Annotated in this window: 15 protein-coding genes; 5 read left to right on the forward strand and 10 right to left on the reverse strand. The window is 72.4% G+C overall.

Annotated elements, in window-relative coordinates; translation table 11 throughout:
- The first annotated feature begins 262 nt into the window (after positions 1 to 262).
- The 3 genes from ACIG36_RS09880 (at position 263) to ACIG36_RS09890 (ending at position 3895) form a co-directional block, all read left to right on the forward strand.
- A complete protein-coding gene (locus tag ACIG36_RS09880) occupies positions 263 to 1621 on the forward strand; it encodes a cytochrome P450 (protein WP_399924870.1) in 1359 nt (452 codons plus the stop codon).
- Positions 1622 to 1653: 32 nt separating this feature from the next.
- A complete protein-coding gene (locus ACIG36_RS09885; RefSeq protein ID WP_399924873.1) occupies positions 1654 to 2631 on the forward strand; it encodes a pentalenene synthase in 978 nt (325 codons plus the stop codon).
- Positions 2632 to 2695: 64 nt separating this feature from the next.
- Positions 2696 to 3895 carry a cytochrome P450 gene (locus ACIG36_RS09890; protein WP_399924876.1) on the forward strand — a complete coding sequence of 400 codons (1200 nt, stop codon included), beginning with the start codon at positions 2696 to 2698 and terminating at the stop codon, positions 3893 to 3895.
- A 33-nt stretch (positions 3896 to 3928) separates the two neighbouring features.
- On the opposite strand, the gene ACIG36_RS09895 is transcribed toward ACIG36_RS09890, so the two are convergent.
- A complete protein-coding gene (locus ACIG36_RS09895) occupies positions 3929 to 4531 on the reverse strand; it encodes a TetR/AcrR family transcriptional regulator (protein WP_399924879.1) in 603 nt (200 codons plus the stop codon).
- Positions 4532 to 4596: 65 nt separating this feature from the next.
- Positions 4597 to 5559: a quinone oxidoreductase family protein gene (locus ACIG36_RS09900; RefSeq protein WP_399924882.1), complete on the reverse strand. Its 963-nt coding sequence runs from the start codon at positions 5557 to 5559 to the stop codon at positions 4597 to 4599.
- A 194-nt stretch (positions 5560 to 5753) separates the two neighbouring features.
- Between ACIG36_RS09900 and ACIG36_RS09905 the strand changes: the two genes are divergently transcribed.
- Positions 5754 to 8573 (forward strand): AAA family ATPase, encoded by a 2820-nt coding sequence (locus ACIG36_RS09905; RefSeq protein ID WP_399924885.1) that lies wholly within the window; start codon positions 5754 to 5756, stop codon positions 8571 to 8573.
- A 48-nt stretch (positions 8574 to 8621) separates the two neighbouring features.
- On the opposite strand, the gene ACIG36_RS09910 is transcribed toward ACIG36_RS09905, so the two are convergent.
- The 7 genes from ACIG36_RS09910 to ACIG36_RS09940 form a co-directional block, all read right to left on the reverse strand.
- Positions 8622 to 11201, reverse strand: coding sequence for a glycosyltransferase (locus ACIG36_RS09910; RefSeq protein WP_399924888.1), 2580 nt, complete (start codon positions 11199 to 11201; stop codon positions 8622 to 8624).
- On the reverse strand, positions 11198 to 14191 hold the full coding sequence (locus ACIG36_RS09915) for a glycosyltransferase (protein WP_399924891.1): 2994 nt from the start codon (positions 14189 to 14191) through the stop codon (positions 11198 to 11200). Before ACIG36_RS09915 ends, ACIG36_RS09910 begins: the two co-directional genes overlap by 4 nt.
- Entirely contained in the window at positions 14188 to 14964 is a 777-nt protein-coding gene (locus tag ACIG36_RS09920) for a glycosyltransferase (RefSeq protein WP_399924894.1), read from the reverse strand. Before ACIG36_RS09920 ends, ACIG36_RS09915 begins: the two co-directional genes overlap by 4 nt.
- Before the next feature lie 691 nt (positions 14965 to 15655).
- Complete coding sequence (locus tag ACIG36_RS09925) at positions 15656 to 16120, reverse strand: hypothetical protein (protein WP_399924897.1); 465 nt, start codon at positions 16118 to 16120, stop codon at positions 15656 to 15658.
- A 1014-nt stretch (positions 16121 to 17134) separates the two neighbouring features.
- Positions 17135 to 18454 (reverse strand): hypothetical protein, encoded by a 1320-nt coding sequence (locus ACIG36_RS09930; RefSeq protein ID WP_399924900.1) that lies wholly within the window; start codon positions 18452 to 18454, stop codon positions 17135 to 17137.
- Positions 18455 to 19069: 615 nt separating this feature from the next.
- Positions 19070 to 20221 carry a magnesium and cobalt transport protein CorA gene (locus ACIG36_RS09935; RefSeq protein WP_399924903.1) on the reverse strand — a complete coding sequence of 384 codons (1152 nt, stop codon included), beginning with the start codon at positions 20219 to 20221 and terminating at the stop codon, positions 19070 to 19072.
- 109 nt (positions 20222 to 20330) lie between these two features.
- Positions 20331 to 20945, reverse strand: a complete 615-nt coding sequence (locus ACIG36_RS09940) for a TetR/AcrR family transcriptional regulator (protein ID WP_399924906.1) — start codon at positions 20943 to 20945, stop codon at positions 20331 to 20333.
- Between the two features lie 90 nt (positions 20946 to 21035).
- Between ACIG36_RS09940 and ACIG36_RS09945 the strand changes: the two genes are divergently transcribed.
- Positions 21036 to 21512, forward strand: a complete 477-nt coding sequence (locus ACIG36_RS09945) for a DUF1453 domain-containing protein (RefSeq protein ID WP_399924908.1) — start codon at positions 21036 to 21038, stop codon at positions 21510 to 21512.
- 65 nt (positions 21513 to 21577) lie between these two features.
- Here ACIG36_RS09945 and lysA read toward each other — a convergent pair whose 3' ends face one another.
- On the reverse strand, positions 21578 to 22924 hold the full coding sequence (gene lysA / locus ACIG36_RS09950) for a diaminopimelate decarboxylase (RefSeq protein ID WP_399924911.1): 1347 nt from the start codon (positions 22922 to 22924) through the stop codon (positions 21578 to 21580).
- Positions 22925 to 22945: the final 21 nt, after the last annotated feature.

The following is a 22945-nucleotide window of genomic DNA, read 5'->3' on the forward strand; positions in this document are numbered from 1 at the left end:
CCGACGCATCTGCTGGTACTGCCAGGGGTGTTGCTCCGAGATGTCCGCTCGCGGAGCAACTCCACTGTGCCGTCGAGGACACACGGGTGGCATCAGTCATCCGACTGCTCTCGTAGCTGAAGCCGAGCGCTGGGCCGTCGCAGGGCCGGCCCGCTCCTGCAGTCATATGACCGATGCGCCGGCGCGTGGCCGTAGAACACAGTTGGTCGGGCCGACGTCATCGACGGACGGCTTCCAGCCCACTTCAGAGAGGTCCATGCTCATGCGCTCCACCACCGCTCCAGTGGCGGCGCCCGTTGCGCCGGGCCGCCTACCCCTGCTCGGCCACCTGCCGCAGCTGGCCGTCAAGCGGGTGGGGTTCCTGCAATCGGTCAGGGCGCAGGGCGACATCGTCACGATATTCCTCGGCAATCGGCCGGTGTTCGTCCTGAACTCGCCGGAAGCCGTCCACGACGTTCTCGTGGGGCAGAGCAGGAAGTTCGGCAAAGGGCTGCTGTTCGACGTCGCGCGACCGTTCATCGGGAACGGCATCATCACCTCCGAGCGGGATTTCCACCGGCGTCAACGACGCGCGCTCCAGCCCGCCTTCCGCCGCGACAGCATTGCCGCGTGCGTCGGCACGATGGCCGGCATCGCCGAGGAGCAGGTGTCGGCCTGGCGTCCGGGCGAGGTGATCGCCATGGACCTGGTGATGCGCCGGATGATGACGGTCATGCTCGTGGCGACGCTGTTCGGCACCGAACGTCCGGACGGTGCCGCGGCCGTCGCCGAACTGGGGGAGCGGGTCGCCGAGCACCTGACCACGGTGATGCGCGGGGTCTTCGTCGGCACCGTCCTGCCGGCGTCGATCGCGTCCTCGCCCGTGCTGGGGCACCGCACGTACCTGTCCGCTGCCGCGGCGCTGCGCGAGCTCGCGGACACCGCCGTCCGGCAGGCCCGGCAGGAGCCCACCGACCGCGGCGACCTGCTGTCGGTCATGCTCGCGGGCACGCCCGGGAACCCGCAGGGGATGACCGACGTGGAGGCCCGCGACGAGCTGCTGTCCCTGCTCATGGCCGGTGCCGAGACCACGTCGACCACCCTGTCCTGGGCGCTGTACGAACTCGGCCGGCGCCCGGAGACCACCCGGCGGATCAGGGCCGAGTGCGACGCGCTGCCCGCCGGCGCCCTGCCCGGCGCCGCGACGCTCCCCTTCACCGACCGGTTCCTCCGGGAGGTGCTCCGCCTCCATCAGCCCAACTGGCTGCTCATGCGGCGCGCACTGGAGCCGGTGCGGGTCTGCGGGATCGACCTCCCGCAGGGGGCCGAGCTGGTCTACAGCGCGGTGACGATGCACCGCGACCCGGCGTACTACCCGGACCCGCTGCGGTTCGACCCGGACCGGTGGCTCGGCCGTACCGAGAAGGACCTGCCACCGGGTGCCTACGTCCCTTTCGCCCTCGGCAACCGGAAGTGCATCGGCGACCACTTCGCGATGACCGAGATGCTGGTCGTCCTCCGCTCGATCGTCTCGCGGTGGCGACCCCGGCCGGTCGAGGGGCACCGGGTCCGGCCGGTGGTCCAAGCGCTGATCCGGCCGAACGCGCTGCCCATGCGCGTCTCACCCTGGCCGGCCGATTGAACCGGCCCCGTTCTCCGGAGGTGCGCCACACCATGACAACGACGGCGGAGCCCCTTTCCCTGGACCCGGGGCCACCGGCCCCGGATCCCGTCCCCTTTCCGCGCCGGATCAGTCCGGACTTCCCGGCCGCCCACGACCGTCACCTCGCCTGGCCGAAGTCCTTCGGCTTCCTGTCCTCGGAAGCGGCGGAAGCCCACCATCTCAAGGGCCAGTTCCCGCTGATCGCGGCCATGTTCTATCCGAACGCGACCGGCAGCGAACTGGACATCGGAGTCGACCAGCAGAGCTGGTACTTCCTGTTCGACGACGCGCTCGACGAGGAGTGGGGCCGGTCCCCCGAGCGGGTCCGCCATCTCGTCGGACTCGTCAAGGAGGGCACCACCGGCGAGGCCTCCCCGCTGCCCCTGGCCGCTGCCTTCGCCGACATGCGACGACGCAGTTGCCAGGACATGCCCGAGGACTGGAGCCGGCGATCGGCCGCCCACTGGTCCTCCTACCTCGACCACCACGTCCACGAGGCGCGAAGCCGGCAGACCGGCACGCCCATGTCGCTGGGCACGTACCTGCGGGTCCGGCGCCACACCATCGGCGTGGCACCGGTCATCGACCTCGCCGAGCGCCTGTCCTCGTGCGTCCTGCCGGACCACCTGTACGCGCTGCCGCACCTGTCGGTCATGCGTGAGATGACGAAGACCTTCATCATCTGCGACAACGACATCGTCTCCCTGGAAAAGGACACGGCACTGGGGGAGCGGAACAACCTGGTGCTCTGCCTGGAAAGGGACCGCGGCCTCTCCCGGACGGAAGCGATCGGCCAGGCCCTCCGCCGCCAGGCCGAAGCCCTTGAACTGTTCACCGGCGCCCACCGCGCCCTGCTCGGCGCCAGGGCGACGAGCGACCTCGACCCGGCCGAACGCGACCTTCTCCAGCGCTACTGCACGGAGGCACTGCAGACCACCATCCGCGGCGCCTACGACTGGCACCACGCCTCCACCCGGTACCGCGTGTAGGCCAGTGCTCGCCGCCACGACAATCCGGCGTTCCCAGGATCGACACAGCTGAGGAGCATGCACCATGCCCGATCACCGCCCGGCGTCCTTCGTCGCCTCCGAACGGGACCGGACCTGCCCGTTCGACCCGTCGCCGGACCTGCGCCGGATGCGCGAGGAGGACGGCCTGCCGCGGCTGCGCGTCCTCCATCCGGTGCGCGGCGAGATCGAGGCCGTCGTCATCACCGGATACGACGACGTCCGGGCCGCTTTCGCGGACGAGCGCCTGGTGACGGGCAACGGCATCGACCCGGCGCTGCCGCGCACCCTGTTCAACCACCCGGGCTTCCTGCCCGCCTACAGCGGTCCGGAGCATGCCCGCCTCCGCCGGATGCTCACCGGCAGCTTCACCGTCCGCCAGGCCGAGCGGCTGCGTCCCGCGATCGAGGCGATGGTCGCCGACCACCTCGACGCCATGGCGGAGCAGGGACCGGTCGTCGACCTGGTCGAGGCGTTCGCCCTGCCCATTCCGTCGCTGGTGATCTGCGAACTGCTCGACGTCCCGTACGGGACACGGTCCATGTTCCAGCGCTGTTCCCGGGTGATCATGGACGGGACGGCCGACGCCGACCGCTTGGTGGCCGCCTCCGCCGAACTGAACGCGGCCATGGCTGACATCGTCACCCGCAACCGGGCCACCCCCGGGGCCGGAGTGCTCGGCACGATGGTGCGGCAGTACGGGGCGGAGCTCACCGACGACGAGCTCATCGGGTTCGGCACCACCCTCCTGGTCGGGGGACACGAGACGACGGCGACCATGCTCGCGCTGAGCGTGCCGGCCCTGCTCCGCCATCCGGAGCAGCTCGCCGCCCTGCGCGACGACCCCACGGTCACCGGTGCGGCCGTGGAGGAACTCCTGCGCCATCTCGCCATCCCCGCACCGCTCCTGCGCACGGCCGTGGCGGACGTCGACATCAACGGCAACAGGATCGCCGCGGGCGAGCACGTGCTGCTCTCTCCCCTGACCGCGAACCGCGACCCCGGCCTCGTCCCCGAGCGCCCCGACGAACTCGGCCTCCACCGCCGTCCGGTCGCCCAGCTGTCCTTCGGCTTCGGCGCCCACCAGTGCCTCGGCCGGCAACTGGCCCGACTGGAGCTGAAGATCGCCTTGCCGGCCCTGCTCCGCCGCTTCCCCACCCTCCGGCTCGCCGTCCCCGAAGCCGCCCTCCGCTTCCGCCGGGGCTCGACGGTCTACGGCGTCGAGGCACTCCCGGTCACCTGGTGACCGGTCGGCCACTCGCGCCGGTCGGGCGGGTCGTCAGCGGTCCTGATGGCCGGAGGCGCGCAGGTGGGCGATGCCCCGGTCGAGGGCTGCTTCAAGGTGGGTGGAGCCGCCCGTGGTCATGAGGATCAGCACGCCGCCCTGGATGCCGGCCAGTAGGGCGGCGGCCTCGCGGTCGGCGTCCAGTTCGGGGGCGATGGCGCCGCTGCCCTGCATGTGGCGGATGCCTGCGGCGAGTTGGTGCTGCCACCGGCCGATCAGTTCGCCGGCCACCGTGCGGGTGGCGTCGGTGGTCCCGCCCAGGCGGGCGAGAGCCGCATGGAGGGGGCAGTCGCTGCCCTGAGCGCGGTAGCGGGCGACGACCTTGTCGCGCCACAGCTGCCAGGCCGGCCAGGAGGTGAGGGAACTCAGCTCCGGTTCCTGGTCGTGGATCACCCGGGCCGCCTCGTGCCGGGCAACGGCGAGGAGCAGTTCGTCCTTCCCGCCGGGGAAGTAGTGGAAGAGCTGGCTCTTGCTGGTCGCGGTGCGGGCCATGACGTCCTCGAGCCGCACCGCGAACACCCCTTGTTCGCGGATCTGGTCGGCGGCGCCCTCGACGATGCGCTGCCGGGTCGCGGTGCCCTTGCGGGTCAGCGGCATGGATCCTCCCGAAGTGAGCTGTTGTGTCCCGTTCCAGCGGTCGGCCCGGACGGGGTGACGGGCGATCAGGGAAGAAGCAGCAGTTTTCCGGTGGTGCTGCGCGACTCCAGGTCCGCGTGGGCGCGGGCCGCGTCCGCGAGCGGGTAGCGGCCGGTGACGCGCGGGGTGAGCCGGCCCGTCAGGATCAGGTCGAAGAGCTCCCCGGTCCGCTGCAGCAGGGCCTCGCGGGTGGCGACGTGGTGGTGGACCACGGGGTAGGTCAGCAGGATGCTGTTGGGCAGGTCGGTGGGCCGCAGGGTCGGGACGCCCATGAACGGGCCGTAGTAGGCGTGCACCCCGTGGGGCCGCAATGCCGACTGGGAGGAGTGGAAGGTGCCGGCGCCGCCGCCGTCGTAGACGACGTCGGCCCCCCGTCCGCCGGTGAGCTTCCTGATCCGGTCCTCGAAGCCGCCGCCGGAGTGAACGAGGACGTGGTCGGCGCCGGCCTCCTTCGCGACGGGGGCCTTCTCCTCGCGGGAGACCAGGCCGATCACCCGGCCGCCGCGGGCCCTGACCATCTGGGTGAGCAACCGGCCGACCCCGCCCGCCGCCGCATGCACCACGGCGGTGTCGCCCGGACCGATCGGATAGGTCTCGGTGCTCAGGTGGCTCGCGGTGAGGCCCTGCATCATCACGGCCGCGGCGGTCTCGTCACTGATGCCGTCAGGCACCTTGACCAGCGAGTCCGCCGGCACGGCGAGCAACTCGGCGTAGCTGCCGGGGTGGTAGAACCAGGCCACCCGGTCACCGACGGCCAGGTCCGTCACTCCCTCGCCGAGGGCGGTGACGTATCCCATCCCCTCGGCACCGAGGACGACCGGGGCCGCCCAGCCCGGTCCGCCTTCGGCGCGGGCGCCGACGTCCATGTAGTTCACCCCGGCGGCACCCAGCCGCACCAGCGCCTCGCCGGGACCGGGGGCCGGGTCCGGCAGCTCGGTCCAGCGCATGACCTCGGGGCCACCGTGCTCCTCGATACGTATCGCATGCATGGAATGACACCTTCCTGTGCGGGCTCGTTGTGGGGAGGCGAACGGTCGGCACGTTAGGCAGCTAAAAATGGACCAGCAAGTCCAAAGATCAAGTCCGAAGATCGAGTCCGAAGATGGTGTGCGGACCGGCTCCAGTCGCACGAGTGACGGGGCCGGTCCCGGGGAGGGGAGCGGTTGTGGTGGAGGGCGGGGGTGTGTCCGGCGCGCCCGGCGCCGGGGACCGGCTGGTCGGCCGGGACGGTGACCTGCGAGTGGTTCGTGAACGGCTGCGCCTCGGGGCGGGCGGCGGCGCGCTGCTGCTGGCGGGAGAGGCCGGCGTGGGCAAGAGCGCCGTGCTGGACGCGCTCGCGGGGTCCGCGCGTGCGGACGGGGTCCAGGTGCTCAGGGCCGCGGGCGTGGAGTTCGAGGCCGACTGCAGCTACTCGGGCCTGAACCAGGTCCTCTTCCCGTTCCTGGGCGCCCTGGAGCACCTCGACGCCACGTTGCGCAACGCCCTCCGCGTGGCGCTCGGTTTCGACAGCGGCTCCCCGCCGGAGCAGCTTCTCGTCTCCAACGCCGTGCTGCGGCTGCTTCAGACGGTTGCCGGCGGGGAGCCGCTGCTGATCGTCATCGACGACCTGCACTGGGTCGACCGCGCCAGCACCAGGGTGCTCGGTTTCGTCGCCCGGCGAGTGAGCGGCCTGGGCGTCGGTTTCGTGGCGGCGGCGCGCTCGGGAGAGTTGAGCGCCCACGAGGGCGGTGCCCTTCCCACGTACGACCTCCCGCCCCTGGACGACGGGTCGGCGGCGCAGCTGCTCGGCAGCAGGTTCCCCGGGCTCGCGGGCAGTGTGCGCCGACGGCTGCTGGCCGAGGCGGGCGGCAATCCGTTGGCGCTCCTGGAACTGCCGACCGCACTGCCGCCCACGTCCGCGGACCCGCTCGCCGTGCTGCCCCTCACCAGCCGGCTGGAGACGCTGTTCGGTTCGCGTGTCACGAGCCTGCCCGCTTCCTCGCGCCACCTGCTCCTGCTCGCGGCTCTGGAAGGGACCGGCGACCTGGGTGTGCTGCAGGCGGCCGCACGCCACGTCGCGGGCGGGTACGACCTGGACGATCTCGCACCGGTCGAGCGCGACCGCCTGGTGCTCGTCGAGGAGGACGCACGGCGGCTGAGGTTCCGGCATCCGCTCATCCGCTCCGCCGTGGTGGGGCACGCCCCGAGCAGCGAGCGGCGCGCCGTGCACGCAGCGCTGGCCCACGTGCTTGTCGACCAGCCCGAGCGCCGCGCCTGGCACCTGGGCGAGGCCACGCTGGAGCCCGACGAGGAGGTCGCCGCGCTGCTGGAGCACGCCGCCGGCCTCACCCTGCGTCGCGGGGACGCCACTGGGGCCATGCGGACGCTGATCCGGTCGGCATCCCTCACTCCCGAAGGGCCGAACCGCAGCCGTCGCCTCGCGGAAGCGGCCTACCTGGGGGCCGAGTCCACCGGAGCCCTGTCCAGCGCCCGCAAGCTCCTGGACGACGCACGCCGGGCCGCCCCGGAAGGCCAGGACTCCCTCCACTCCGCCACGGCGTCGGCCCTGCTCGTCCTCAACGGCGATGGAGAGGGGGGCGGTGACGTGGCCACGGCCCACCGCCTGCTGAGCCGTGCCATCGAGTCCGCGGCCGGTGCCCACCGGTACCGGGCCGGCGACAAGGCGCTCGTCGACGCGCTGCATGTACTGGCCGTGATCTGCTTCTTCGGCGCCCGGCACGACCTGTGGCAGTTCTACTACCGGGTCGTGGAACGACTCACCCCGGAGCCGCCGGCCATCCTGGCCGTCCTGGGCCGGACGTTCTCCGATCCCGCCCGCACCGGGGCGGCGGCACACGGACAACTCGACGTTCTCACCGCCTCCCTGGCCGGTGAGGCCGACCCGGTGCGGATCACCCGCGTCGGCACGGGGGCCCTCTACCTCGACCGCCTCGGCGAGGTCCGCGAAGCGGCCTGGCAGGTGGTGCGGACGGGGCGCGACGGCGGCCCGGCGAGGCGGTACATCTCCGCGCTCATCCACCTGTGCCTGGACGACTACCTCACCGGACGCTGGGACGAGGCACTGGACCTCGCCGGCGAGGGACTCCGGGCGTGCGAGGAGCACGGGTACAGCGCCTTCGCCTGGTACTTCCTGTACATCAGGGCCATCGTCCTCGGGGCCCGCGGGCACGCCGACGAAAGCCTCGCGACGGCCGAGCGCATCATCGGCTGGGCTTCGCGCCACGGCGCGCACTGTGCCACGCACTACGCGCACCACGCGGCGGCCGTAGCCGCTCTGGGCCGAGGAGACTTCGCGCTCGCCTACGAACACGCCGACGCGGTCAGCCCGGCCGGCACCCTGGCCTCACACGTCCCCCACGCGCTGTGGGTGGCCGCGCACCTCGTGGAAGCCGGTGTCCGCAGCAACCGGCGCGAAGAGGCCGTCGAGCACGTCCGGGCCATGCGCGACGCCGGCATCGCCGGCGTGTCTTCCCGGCACGCCATGCTGACGGAGGCGTCGGCTGCCCTGTGCACCGCCGACGACGAGCAGGCCCTGCGCCTCTTCGCCCTGGCGCTGGCTACCCCCGGCGGCGGCCGGTGGCGCTTCGACCACGCCCGGGTCCAACTCGCCCACGGCGAGCGGATGCGAAGGACCCGGGCGACAGCCGAGTCCAGGACACCGCTGCAGGCCGCGCTGGCGACTTTCGAGGACCTGGGCGCCCGGCCGTGGGCCGAACGAGCGGCGAAGGAACTGCGAGCGGCGGGCGGGAGCAGACGACAACCCGGTACCTCGAACACCCACGGCCTGAGCTCCCAGAAGCTCGAGATCGCCCGCCTCGCCGCATCCGGACTCACCAACAAGCAGATCGCCGAGCGCCTGTTCCTCTCGCACCGCACCATCGGCGCGCACCTGTACCAGATCTACGGGAAGCTGGGCATCACCTCTCGCGCCATGCTGCGTGATGCTCTCGACCCGATGACTGAAGGCGCAGGCCGTCCGTCGCCACCTCGCCGACCGGAATAACCGGAACAAGCGGACCGCGAAGTCGATCGAGGGGATCGGCCTTCGCTGCTACGGCCGGTCCCGTGGCAGTGCCTCGTGCGGGAGCCGGACGCCCGGGGTGACCCGGTGGTAGGCCGCGAGCTGCGCGGCGGCGATCCGGTCCCAGTCCAGGTGGGCCACCGTCGGCGGCCCCTTCGCGCCCAGCGCCGCGCAGCGGGCGGGGTCGCGGGTGAGTGCGGCCAGGGCGGCCGCGTAGGCGTCGACGTCGCCGGGCGGGACGCGCACACCCACGTCGTCGGTGACCAGGTCGCGCAGGTGAGGGATGTCGAAGGCCAGTACGGGGGTGCCGGTGGCCAGGGCCTCGGCGGCGACCATGCCGAAGGTCTCCTGACGGCTGGGGACACAGGCGAGCCGGGCCGAGGCCAGGAGGTCGAAGCGGGCGGGCCCGTCGGCGCGGCCCAGCCAGCGGACGCGGTCGGCGATGCCGAGGTCGGTGGCCAGGGCGCGGGCGGCGCCGGCGTGCGGGCCGTCGCCGGCGATGTGCAGGTCGGCCGTGGTCTGCGGGGCGGCGAGCGCGTAGGCACGCAGCAGCAGGTCCAGGCCCTTCGACGTCTTCTCCAGACGCCCCAGATAGAGGACATGGCCGCCCCGCTCGGCGCGGGGCCGGATGAACGCGGCCTGGTCGACGCCATTGGGGATCACCTCCACTCGCGCCGACGGATGACGCTCGCGCAGCTCGGCGCCGAGGCCGTCGCTGACCGCGACGAGCGTGGTGTGGGAGGCGAGCCCGCGTCGCTCGACGGCGCCGAACGGCAGGTGGAACTCGCGGGCCTTGTCGGCCGCGAACAGCCATTGCACCAGCCCGACGACCGGCTTGCGCGTCAGGTACGGGACGCAGACGGACGAGAACGGGGCGGCGAAGTCCTCCACCACGACATCCGGATCGTAACGGCGCGTCAGCCAACCCAGCCGGGTGACGGTGACGGCGAAGTAGGCGATCTGCGCGGCGAAGCGGCTGCGGGCCAGTGGCCCCGGGTGCGCGGGTAGCGGTACGTAGCGGACGCCGTCGCGGACGGTCGCGGTGGCGCCGCGCCAGGGGGCGACGACGACGGTCACCTCGATGCCGCGCGCGGCCAGCCGCCGGTTGACCTCGTGCGTACGAACCGAACCACCGCCCGCGCCGGGCCGTCTCGGGTCCTCGAAGCCGAGGTGGAGCACGCGGTACGCGCCCCGGCGCCGTGACCGGGTGCGTAAGGATGCCGCCGCGCCGGTCAGTACGACGAGCACCACGAGGGCCCACAACACCGGGTACGGCCGCAGCGCGAACAACGCACCACAGGCCAGGGCGCCTGCGGCCAGCGGGCCTGCGGCCCCTGCCGTCGGCCCGAGCCCGGGAGCCCGGCGCCGCGCCAGTGCCACCGTCACCACGGCCACCGCCGAGGTGACGGCCGCCGAACTCCACGCCAGCGCCGGTGGACGGGCGGCGGCCGGCGCGTACGCACTGCCCCCCAGCAGGCAGGCCACTGCCAGCGGCACCACCACTGCCCGGGCCGGGCCCCATGCCTGGAACACGACCGTCACCAGCACGATCGTCGCGCCCGCGAACCCGGCGAGGGCCAGCGGCGGCAGCAGCGCGGCCGACGCGGTGTAGTGCTGGGGCAGTACCAGCGCGGTGACCGCGTCCGGGCAGGTGGCGATCGTGACCGTGACGGCGGTGCCCGCGATCCAGTGCTGCCGCAGTGCCGTGCGGAAGCCCTCGCCGCCCGCCCCTGGCGGTCCGGCCGCCAGCCGGGGGAAGACGACGGTGGCCAGGGCGGTCGACAGGAACAGCGGCACCCGGGCAAGGACCGCCAGCGCCTGGTACGGCGCCAGCTCGGCCGAGCCGCCGCGGACCGGGACGGCGACGACGACGTCCAGCGTGAACAGCACGCACGTCAGCAGTTGGATGCCGCCGACGGTGGCCGCGCGCCGCCACAGCCCGCCACGTTCGCGGGACTCGGCCTCGGTGCCGCCCCGTGGACGCGCCAGGTCTGCGCGCAGGGCGACGAGCCCGGCGACGGAGGTGACCGCCGCACCGGCGGCGAAGGCGCCGATGGCCCCCGCGGCACCCCATCCGGCGGCGACGGCCGCGACGGTGACGGCGATCCGTACGGCCACCTCGCCGACCCGCAGCGCGCCCAGCTGGGCGAAGTGCTCGCGCCCCTGGAGGTAGCCGGCGCCGACGGAGTTGAGCCAGATCACCACGCACGCGGCAGCCAGGCCGGCGAGCGGACCCGGCCCGGCATACGAGGCCACGGTCCCGCACGCCGCCACAGCTGTCAGGAAGGACAGCCCCAGCGCCAGCCACAGGCAGGAGCGCACCGACATCCGCCGCCGTGCGCTGCCCGGGGCGCTGTCGGCGACCTCACGGGCCAGTACCCACGGAACCGTGGCACCGGCCAGGGTGCCCACGCCGAGGAGTACCGAGGACACGGCGGAGTAGACGGTGAACTCGGACGGCGGAAGGAGATGGACGAGGAAGAGCGAGAGCCCGTAGTTCCCGGCGCCGACCAGGACGGCGGAAAGGGTGAGCAGGAGGGCGCCACGGACCGGGCCCCCATCCGGTGAAGGAGACGGGGCAGTACGGGCCAGGGCAGTGGTCGTCGTCATCGTCGCCCCGCCGTTCCGGAGCCGGCGACCAGTGCGCGTACGTCGTACACGCGCAGTGCGCCGACGGTCCTGCCGGGTTCGCTGTGGACGAGCCGGGCCTCGCGCTCGAGCACGCGGGGCAGCTGGGGGCCGATGTGTGCGTACCCCTGTTTCACGAGTTCGGTGGAGAGTACGAGGTAGTCGACGCGGTTGCGCCTGAGGTCGGCGGTGGTCCGCCAGTCGGCGAGCCGGGCGCCGGGCAGGACGAAGGAGGTGCCCTCGTCGGTGGCCGCGACGACGCTGCCCGCGGCGAGGTGCGTACGGGACCAGGCCAGGGTGCGCCGGAGGGCGTCGTCGTGCCGGGTGTGGACTCGGGCCCAGACGACGGCGTCCACGGTCAGGGCGAGCGCGGCGAGCACTGTGCCCGCCCTGGTCGCCATGCCCTTGGGCCGGAGGAGGACGTCGAGTGCGAGCGCGAGGGCGGCGGTGCTGGTGACGACCAGCGGGTAGAACATCTGCTCCTCGAGCGTACCCACGGCCACCGCGTAGATCAGGTGCAGCAGCGTGCACGCCGCCCACGCCGTGATCAGCGTCCGCCCAGGAGCATCGGCGAACACCTGGGGCCGCCGGGTGTGGCACCACAGCAGCCAGGCGACGGCCGCGGTGCCGAGGGCGATCAGGGCGTAGGGGACGGCGAACTGGCCGAGCTGGACGAGCAGCCGGTCGGTGAAGGCGGCCGTGCCGTCGGTGCTGTTGAAGCCGCTGATCTGCTTCAGGCCCAGGGCGCGGGCGATTCCGTCGGTTTTCTGTGCCCACCACGGCGCCCAGTTGCCGGTGGCGGCCGTCGTGATGACGTACACCGCGTAGCCGGCGACGGTGACGGTGGCGGCCGTCAGCCGCATCCGCCGTGTGTCCCCTCGGGCGGCGAGGCCGAGCACGACAACGGGTACGAACGTGCCCAGCGTGTAGGGCTCCTTGGTAGTCATCGCGAGCGCGAACAGCAGCCCCGCGCCCACGCCGGTGGCGGTCCGGCCGCGTGGGGTGGCCGGGGTGCGGGCGAGCACCAGCATGCCGAGTGCGGTGGCGGCCGTGGCCTGGGCCTCGAGCATGACGCGGCTGTCGAAGCGGTTGAGGAACGGGTCCAGGGCCAGGAACAGTCCGGCGGTCAGTGCCAGGGGGCCGCGGACGGTCCGGCGCAGGAGTGCGGTGACGGCGACGACGGTCAGTGCCCCGGTGGTGGCGATGACGGGCCGCAGGTCCAGCACCTGGTGCAGCAGGTCGCCGGAGGCCTGGCCGGTCAGCCGCATGAAGGCGGCCAGCACCGCGAAGAGGGCGGGCGGGTGGAGGGCAAAGAACTGCCCGTCCCAGACCGGCCCTTGGCCGTCGGCGAGGTGCCGACTGATGGCGGTGTAATAGAGCTCGTCGACGAACACGTCGTAGGAACGTCCGATGAAGGCCAGCCGCAGGACGAGCGCGAGGACGAAGAGGGCACCGAGCCATGGGGCCGCTATGGCGGTGGCGCGGCGGCGGGCCGTCTCATGCCGCCGCGCCTGGGTAGGGGGGTGGGTCTGCCAGCCGAGGATGTCGTGGTGGCGGGCGAGGCGGATGGACACTCGCGAGTCGCCGGTGTCGACGCCGATGCGGGTCAGGACGGCTTCGGCGTCCCGTTCGTCGGCGCCGAGCAGCAGCAGGCCGGGGCGGGGGCCGGTGAGGTCGACGAGATCGGTCGTGCGCAGGGAGGCGAGATCGGCGCGCTCGAGGACGTCGGCCGGGGCGTTGACGATCACGCATGTGTCGGTGACGGTGCGCCGCTCGACGGCCTTCGCCCGGCCGGTCCCGCGCAGCCGGCCGTCCTCGGCAGTGAGCGTCGCGAGTAGGTGGGACGCGGTGGCTGTCCAGTTGAATCTCGCCGCCCATGCCTGGCACTCGGTCTCCCAGCGGGCGGCGTCCTGGGGCGCCTCGACGGTGCGCAGGGCCTTGGTGAGGCCGGAGGCGAGGTCGTCGTCGGGGCCCAGGAGCCAGCCGGTGACGTCGTGGCGGACGGTGTCGCGCAGCCCGGGGACGTCGTAGGCCAGGGCGGGCACCCCGGCGGCCGCGGCCTCCATCACGGACAGGCCCCAGCCCTCGGCGAGGGAGGTGGTGGCGGTGATCCACGCGGAGTCGACGAGCGCGTCGCGCTCCTCCTGCGGCACGCGGCCGTGCAGGACGACGCAGTGGCCGACGCCGAGTTCGTTCACGAGCGCGGCGAGGTCCGGGCGCGCCTCGCCGTCGCCGACGATGTGCAGTTCCGCGTCGGGCAGTTCACGGCGGAGGGCGGGCATGGCGTGGACGAGCCGGTCGACGCGCTTTTGTGTGACGAGCCGTCCGACGCAGACGATGCGTGGTGCCGCGGCGCGCTGCCGGGGCCGGGGCGCGGGGGGCGGTGCCGGGTCGAGGCCGGCGGGCGCGAAGTGGACCGGGCCGCGCACGGCGAGCCGCCGGCGGATCTCGGCGCGGGTGGAGGGGGACACGGCACAGACCGCGCGCCGTCCGTACACCAGGGCGCTGCCCCGCCGCTCGAGCCAGCGGCCGAGGCCGGCGGCGGGGCGGGGGAACCACAGGGCGAACTGGCCCTGGTGGACGTGGTGGATGAGCAGCACCACAGGGGTGCGGCGGCGCACGACGAGCGGGGTGAAGAAGGGGATGCCGTTCTGCGAGTCGATCACGGCGGCCACCGAACGGCGGTGGCACAGCAGCCACAGCAGGACGAACGGGTAGACGGTGAACCGGCCGCCGCCGCGTACGACGGTCCCGAAGCCGGTGTCCTCGCGGCGGGCGGCGCCCCGGGGGCGGGCGGTCAGGTACGTGACGCGGACGCCCGCGTCGTGGAGCTGCCGGGCGACCTCCTCGCAGTAGAGCTCGGCGCCGCCGGCCTGCGGGTGGCGGCCGTCGCGCCAGTTGCAGACGACGACGTGGCGGCCGTGCCAGTCCTGGGTGGCCGGGAGGGCGGTGTGTAAGTCCGTCGGGTTCATCCTGCCTCCCCGACGGCGGAGGCGGCGGGGGCGTGGTGGACGGTCCGGTGCAGCCGCCACAGCTCGCCGGCCACGCGGCGCCCGTCGGTGAACGGCCGGAAGCTCGAGCCCTCCTGGTCGCTCCACACGACGGGGAACTCGGCGAGGCTCAGCCCGAGGGCACGGGCCCGCGCGATCACCTCGAGGTCGAAGGCGAAGCCGGTGGTGGTGACGTCGGCGAAGATGCGCCGCGCGGCCTGGGCCTCGAAGAACTTGAACCCGCACTGGGTGTCCTTCACCGGCCCGGAGAACCTCCGCGTCGCCAGCCGGAACCCGGCCCCGCCCAGCCGCCGCAGGGCCGGCTGACGCACGGGCATCCGCGCCCCGGTGCAGCGCCGGGAGCCGATGACGACCTGCCGGCCGTCCCGCAGCAGGGCGACCGCGTCGTCGATCGCGGCGGCGGGGGTGGCGAGATCGGCGTCGCAGAAGCCCACCCAGCGGGATCTGGTGGTGACCATCCCTCTGGCCACGGCCGCTCCTTTGCCACGCCGCGAGCAGCCGGTGACGGTGATGGGAATGCCGGAGGCGGCGAGCCGGTCGACGCACTCGGCCGTACGGTCACTGCTGCCGTTGTCGACGACACGCAGCGCGGCGGTCAGCGACATGCCGCGTAAGTGCTCGGCGAGGGCGAGCACGGTGGGGGCCAGGCGCCGCTCCTCGTTGTAGGCGGGGATGACCAGTTCCAGATCACAGGCAGCAGCGGTCGGGGACGCTGCCGTGCGGGGGCGCTCCACGGCGGTCTCTCCTTTTCACGTGGTGAAGGGGCGGGGTGTACGCGGCCATACGCAGGAGGGGCAGCCAACAGCCGTTCTGCGTTGTGACGCAGCCTCAGGCTCGCCGGCTCACTGAACCCGGGCGATTCCGCCACTGAAATCGAAGGCCTGGGTGCCGAACCCCCACGGCCACTTTGTCGACACTTGCGGTGCCGGGAACGGCGGCCGGAGGCCTTACGGTGGAGCCGCAGCAAAGCCAAGGGATGCGGCGGTTTCAGGAAGGCGCCCATCAGTTGCTCGAGCGGTGTTGGCCGAGGCGACGTTCGGCAGTACACAGGCGACAACGGCAGTGCCGGTCAACGTGACTGCGGCGATCCTGCGGAGCGAGCGCATGGCAGCCCTCTCGTCCCGGTGGATGAGTCATTCCACTCGGGTCTGCCCCGGCAGTGGGTATTTCATATACAGGTCCACCCGGGTGGGTGACTATTCCGGTTGTGTGTTCGGGTTCTGTATTTCAGGACTCGGTGGTGCCTGAACCAACCTGTCGGCGAGGCCACCGCCCGCTGGTCATCAGGCCCTTCTCGATCTGCCGGTCCGCCGGCACCCTACCGGTCGCCAAGTGAGGCCGAGGCCGGGTTCGGCCTCGGCCTCACGAGGATCGAAGACGTCGGTGTCGGCGGCGAGCGGCTTCCGAACGGGCCGACGTCGTGAGCTAACTGATGCTGAAGTAGGTCGTCTCGGTGGTGTCGTTGATGGTGATGCTGCCCTGGAGTATGCCGGGGGTGGTTGTCGAGGCCTGGACGTCGACGGAGTAGAAGCACATCGTCGAGGGGTCGATCTCCGGGGCCGTGACGCTCACGGACCCGTCAGGGTTGAGCGTGAAGTCCAGCGTGTCGTTGGTGTCGGCGGCTGGGCAGATGTAGCGGACAACGCCGTCCGGCGCCAGAGCCACCCCTGACGGAAACGTAAGGGTGACGGTCCGGCCGGCCGGAACCGTGATGTCCGCGGACACCGTGAATGCCATTTGCGTGGTGACGCCCTGCGTCATGACCACCGGATTCGGATCGACCTGAGCGACCGTGAAGCTGGGTACTCCCCATTGCAGCACCACCTGACCGGGCTGGCCGGCGTTGCCGACACCGTGCTGGTAGAGCGGATCCCACATGTTCGCTGTCACACCGCCCGAACCCGGGATCGTCACTCCGTTCGACACCCCCGGACCGCCCGCGAAACCACTGCCGCCCCCACCCCCACTGCTGTCGCGGAGGTGGTCCAGATCAACGATGGGCCCTCCGCCGCCACCACCGGCATAGCCACCGCCGCCACCCCCGCTGTACCAGTTGGGAAGGTATGCGTTGGACCCTCCGCCGCCGCCCAGACCCGCGATCGGAACCACGCCCCCGGGCCTCCCGCTGGAGTCGGGGGAACCGGGGGCGCCGAGATTCCCCCCACGCCCCCCATGGCCGTAGCTGCTGGTCCCGCCCAGTCCGCCGGCGGCCGTGACGGCACCCCTTCCGGGGGCAGGCCCCCCTCCCGTGCCCCCGTACAGGCCGCCACCCGGGCCGCCCGGGTTGCCACTGCCGCTGGCACCTCCTCCGCCGCCGGCGATGAGCAGGGGCTGCTGCAGCCGGACACTGAACAACCCGCTCAGACCCCCGCCCGGGTAACCCCCGCCCGGGTAGGGGTCGCCCGGGGTCCAACTCCGTCCTCCGCCACCGCCGAAGCCACGACAGTCGCCCACCACCACCCGCAGCGTCTCTCCCGGGATCACACTCACCAGGCCCGACGTGAAGCCCCCAGCACCCGCAGCCACATTGCCGGGCGAGCCACCCGATCCCCACATACGGGCGTTGATCACGGTGACGCCTTCGGGGACAGTGAATTCCTGGATCGCCCCGATCGCGTTGAACCGAAGACAATGGGTGTAAGGGGCAGTTGGCGTGCCGGCCACCGGGGACGTCGCCGTAGCGGATATGAGCCCCTGCGGTTCCGGCGCATCCGCCGCTGACACGGCAGCGGCGTCGGGGACAGGCTCGGGATTTTGGGACATGCGAATCTCCTGACCTTTCCTCGGCTTGCAGATCGGACGGGTAGCCGTGCAGCACACAGGCACGGCACTCTGGGGATACCGGCGGAAATGCGAAGACGCCGGTGACGGTGACTGGCGTCAGCAGGTGAGGGTGGGGCTCTGTCAGCTGATGCTGAAGGAGGTCGTCCCGGTGCTGCCGCCGACGGTGATGCTGCCCTGGACGGGATCCGGTGAGGCCTGTACGTCGACGGAGTAGAAACATGCCGTCGAGGGGTCGATCTCCGGGGCCGTGACGCTCACGGACCCGTCAGGGTTGAGCGTGAAGTCCAGCGTGTCGTTGGTGCCGGCGGCTGGGCAGATGTAGCGGACAACGCCGCCCGGTGCCAAGGCCACGCCTGACGGAAACACAAGGGTGATGGTCCGGCCGGCGGGAACCGTGGTGTCCGCGGACACCGTGAACGCCATTTGCGTGGTGACACCCGGCGTCATGTCCACCGGATCCGGGGCCACCTGAGCGACCGTGAAGACGGGATCCTCCCATTGCAACACCACCTGACCATGCTGGTTGGAGTTGCCGATACCCGGCTGGTAGAGCGGGTCCGCTGTGTTCGCCGCGATAGCGCCTGAACCCGCGATCGTCACCCCGTTCGACACACCCGGACCACCTGCGAAACCGCTGCCCCCACCCCCGCCCCCACCGACCGAACCCGCGCCGCCGTCGAAGCCGGCGCCACCGCCGCCGGCATAGCCACCCCCGCCCCATCCTCCACGGTAGGCTCCGTCCGCGAAGGTAGCGCCTGCGCCGCCACCGCCGCCCAGCCCGTTGACCGGAACAACACCGCCGGGTTTCCCGACGGAGTTGCTGCCGCCAGTGGCACCCGGATTGCCGCCACGGCCCCCGCGGTTACCGGAGTTGTCGGCCCCGCCGGCCCCGCCCGTCGCCCCGACCGCACCCAGCCCGGGACAACGCCCCGCTCCCGCGCCCCCTTCGTGGCCACCACCGGCCCCGCCCGCTCCGCCCTCCCCGTTGGAATAGTAGGTGGAAGTGCCGCCGCCGCCGGCGACAAGGAGCGGCCGCTGCAGCTGGGCGCTGAACAGGCCGCTCAGCCCCCCGCCTCCCCAATCCGGGCCGCTGATGCCGCCGCCACCGAATCCGGTATAGCCGCCCACCACTACCGTCAGCGTTTCTCCCGGGAGCACACTCACATCACCCGACGTAAATCCCCCACCCCCGCCCGGGCTGGGCTGCCCCATGGCAGGGGAATAGCCACGGCCGCCTGAGCCCCACATACGGGCATTGATGCGGGTGACGCCCACGGGGACGGTGAAATGCTGTATCGCGCCCGTGTAGTTGAAGCGGACGCAGTTGGTGTAGGTGGGCGTGGGTGTGCAGGCCGCCGGAGCCGCGGTGGCGTGCGCGAGCCCTTGTGGTTCCGGCGCCCTGACTGCCAGTACGGGATCGGGTTCAGGAATCTGGGACATGGGCGTTCTCTGTCCTTTCCTCACACTGGGCAATAGGCCAAAGTTCCGGAAGCCGGGAGGACGAGAAGGAAATGAGACCTTTTCTGCCGCACACGCTACTCATGAATCCCCACGCATTGCCCGGAACATCACAGATACGGGTTGAGCCCGCTCAGCCCCCATGGCGTGGGGTCAGAAATGTGCGCACCGGATGCTCCCCCTTGCCGACGAGGCACGTCAACACCGCCATCCGGCTGACCGTCCCCGAACCGGCACTTCCTTGGCCGAAACATTTCTTGGGGCAGTTCACCTATGTCTCATGAGAAGTTGCTTGGGCTGATGGAAGCGGTCCGGAGCCGACTCGCTGTCCGGCGGGAAGGCCGCGCGTCTCCTCGAGGTCCGGGCGATCTCGTACGGCACCCTTGTCTGTTCGATCAGGAGACGATGCTCCCGTCCGGGCCGCTGTACTCCTGGGGTCGCAACATGGCGCACTCGGATTTGGCCAAGTCCCCGCTGAAGGACTACGGGCGGATCACGGCCCGTTTCGTGTCGCATCAGCACCAGCAGGGGCGCGACGTACTCTCGGCCACCGGACCAGGTGCACTGTCCGCGCGATCGAGGGCGTGGGGCGAGTGGCTACAGCCAGTCGCGCTTCTTGAAGATGACGTACAGGCTCGTACAGACCACCGCCATCAGCACAATCGCGAACGGATACCCGCCCACCCAGTGCAGCTCCGGCATGTGGTCGAAGTTCATCCCGTAGATCGTTCCCACCAGCGTGGGGGCGAACAGAATCGCCGCCCACGACGAGATCTTCTTGATCTCCTCGTTCTGCTCGAAGCCCGCCTCGGCCAGGGCCCGCATCTCGGCGTTCTGCTGCTGGGTGACGAGGGTGGCGTTGACGGCCAGGATGTCCGCGAGGGCCGAGCGGAAGCCGTCTACGCGTTCGCTGGTGTGGGTGACGTGGTCGGCGACGTCGCGCAGGTAGCGCTGGAGCTCGTCGTCGGTGCCGTACTTCGCGAAGCCTGCCATCAGGCCGTGCAGCATGCCCACCAGGGGGCGGGTGGCGCGCTGGAACTCCACCATTTCGCGGGCGAGTTCGTAGATGCGGCGGGAGACGGCGGGGTCGCCGCCGAAGACCTCGGTCTCGATCTCGTCGATGTCGTTCTGCACGCCCGCCACGACGGGCGCGTAGCCGTCGACCACGGCGTCGAGGATCGCGTAGAGCACCGCCTCGGGGCCCAGGGCCAGCAGCTCGGGCGTGGCCTCCATGCGCTGCCGCACGGCCGACAGGTCCGGCGCGGCGCCGTGCCGGACCGTGATCACGAAGTCGGGGCCGACGAAGACGTGCAGCTCGCCGAAGTCCACCTCCTCGGGCGCGTCGAGGTAGCGGGCGGCCCGCAGGACGACGAAGAGGGTGTCGCCGTAGCGCTCCAGCTTGGGGCGCTGGTGGGCCTCGAGGGCGTCCTCGACGGCGAGCTGGTGCAGGTCGAACTCCTCGGCCAGCGAGAGCAGTTCGTCCTCGGTGGGGCGGTACAGTCCGATCCACGCCATGCTCTCGGGACGCTCGCGCAGCTGGCGGTAGGTGTCCGCCAGCGAGCCCGGCGTCGCGACGCGGTGGCCGTCGCGGTAGACGGCCGCTTGGACCACGCTGCCCTGCGCTTCGACGGGCCCGGCGGAGGTGTCGGGGGAGGGCGCCGGGGGAGCGGCCGGGCGGCCGTTCGCGGGGCGCAGCCAGGAGTGCTTCCTCGGGGAGGACGACCGGTGGCGCGGAGGGCGCTCGGGCATGGTTCTCTTCCCTCTCGCTCGTCACTGGATCGCATAACAGGATATACGGCACCTTGCGGGCCGACCGGGCGGGGCGAGGAGGGCCCTCCGGGCCGCGCCGTGGCCGGTGTCAGGCGCCCCGCAGTGAGAGCAGGTGCAGGCGCAGTACCCGCCGCATGTCGTCGGGGGTGACGCGTCCGGGCTGGAGTACGGCGGTGAGGGTCAGGCCGTCGAGGAGCGCCAGCAGCCTCAGGGCCTCGAGGGGGGCGTCCAGGTCCTCGGGGAAGCCGCCGTGGTGCCGACCCTCGCGCAGGACGCGGTCGATCAGCTCGCGCATGCCGGCGTGCAGTTCGTCCGCGCGGGGCCGCAGGTCGGGGCGCACCCGCGCCGCCGTGCTGAAGGCCAGCCACAGCACCGCCTCGTCGTGGCGGGCCGCGTCCAGGGGCAGGAACTCGGCGAGGAGCTCCTCGAGGAGTGCGGCGCGGTCCGGGCCCGACGGCGCGGCCAGCAGCCGTTCGGCGCGGCCGCGCACCCGGGCGTCGACGCGCCGGGCCAGCTCCCGCATGGCGAAGAGCATCAGCTCGGAGTGGCTCGCGAAGTAGTGCCGCACCGAGCCGACGGCCAGCCCCGCCTCCTCGGCGACGTTGCGCAGCGACGCGTTCTCCAGGCCGTCCCGGCCCGCCACCCGGAAGACGGCGTCGGCCACCGCCCGGCGGCGGGCCTCGGGGTCGACGATCTTTGGCATGTTGCCGTTATAGCACGACCGGGCTAAATTCTTTTTGGCACAACCGAGCTATTAAGGCTGCTGCACGTAGCCGTTAAGGGGTGGAGTGACGTGAACGTGTGGGTGGCGGCCGGTCTCATCGCGGTGGTCGCCGTCGCGGTCGTGGTCAAGCGGCTGATCGGCGAACCGCTCAACGCGCGTGACCTGTTCGGTCCGCCTCTCGTGCTCACGGGGCTGGGCCTCTGGGCGCTGTGGGAGGTCCCGGACCTCGGCGGCACGGACCTCGCCTGGGTGGCCGGGGGATCCCTGCTGGGCGTCGGGCTCGGCGTGGTGCGCGGCATGACCATCCACCTCTTCGAGAAGGAGGGCGTGCTGTGGCAGCGCTACACCGGCCGCACGTTCGCGGTGATGGCGGGCTCCGCGCTGATCACGATCGGTTTCGGGGCGCTCGCCGGCCGCCTGGGCATGGACCCCCAGGCGCGACCGGTGCAGCTGTCGATCGGCGTCGGCTTCCTCGGCGAGGCCCTGGCGGTCGGCGGGCGCGGCCTGATGTCGGGCGTGCCGTTCGCACCGGAACGCCGGCGCTAGCGCCGGAGCGTGTCCGACGGCCGGGGCCCTCCACGGGGGAGAAGGCCCCGGCCCGGTCGGCCCGGTCAGTCGCCGACGTCCCGGCCGCGCAGGTCCGCCAGTGTCTCCCGGCGCACCAGCAGCCGCGCCCGGCCGCCCGTGACGGCGGCCACCGGGGGGCGCCCCACCAGGTTGTACGCCGACGCCATCGACAGGTGGTACGCCCCGGACGCCGGCACCGCCAGCACGTCACCCGGCCGGATGTCGCCCGGCAGGGCGACGTCCTCCGCGAGCACGTCGCCCGCCTCGCAGTGGCGGCCGACCACCGTCACCGGCCGCGTCGGCACCGCCGAGGCGCGGCCCACCAGGCGGACCGTGTAGCGCACGCCGTACAGCGCCGGGCGGGGGTTGTCGCTCATGCCGCCGTCGACGGCCACGAACGTCCGGCTGCCCGTGGTCTTCACCGCCAGCACCCGGTACAGCGCCACCCCCGCCGGGCCCGCGATCCAGCGCCCCGGCTCGACGGTCAGCCTCGGCACCGGGAGGTCCGCGTGGGCGCACCGCAGCGCCAGTTCGGCGCCCACCCGGGAGGCGTACTCGCCCGGGTCGAGCGCCGCGTCGCCCTGGTGGTAGGCGATGGCGAAGCCGCCGCCCAGGTCGAGCTCGGGGAAGGTGACCCCGTGCAGGTCCCGCAGCCGGGCGAGGAAGGGCACCAGGCGCCGCACGGCGGTGACGTACGGGTCGACCGAGGCGATCTGCGAGCCGAGATGGCAGTGCAGGCCGACCAGTTCCAGGCGCGGCTGGCCCAGCACGCGGGCGACCGCGTCGGCCGCCTCGCCGCCCTCGACGGACAGCCCGAACTTCTGGCCCTCCGTCCCCGTCCGCACCGCGGCGTGCGCCCCGGCCTCGACGCCCGGCACCACCCGCACCAGCACCCGCTGCCGGGCGCCGGGCGGCACGAGGGCGGCCAGCCGGGCCACCTCGCCGACGCTGTCGATGACCACCCGCCCCACGCCCAGGCGCAGCGCCGTGCGCAGGTCCTCGGGGCTCTTGGCGTTGCCGTGCAGGATGACGCGCTCCGCGGGAAACCCCGTGTGCGCGGCGAGTTCGAGCTCGCCCGCGGAGCAGACGTCCAGCAGCAGCCCCTCCTCACCGATCCAGCGGATCATCGCCCGGGTGAGGAACGCCTTGCCGGCGTAGGCGATGTCCGCGTCCGGCAGGGCGGCGCGCCAGGCACGGGCCCGCGCCCGGACCTCGTCCTCGTCGACGACGTACGACGGGGTGCCGAAGCGGTCGGCGAGCTCGGCGAGGGACACTCCGCCGACGGCCAGGTCGCCCGAGGGCAGCACACGGGCCGAGGCGGGCCACACGGGCGCCGGGGCGTCCTCGTCGGCAAGCGGCGGGAGGGCCGCGGGGGCAAGGGGAAGGGACACGGATGATCTCCTTCGGGGAAA

Source organism: Streptomyces sp. NPDC053048 (genome assembly GCF_044547045.1).
Taxonomy (GTDB): domain Bacteria; phylum Actinomycetota; class Actinomycetes; order Streptomycetales; family Streptomycetaceae; genus Streptomyces.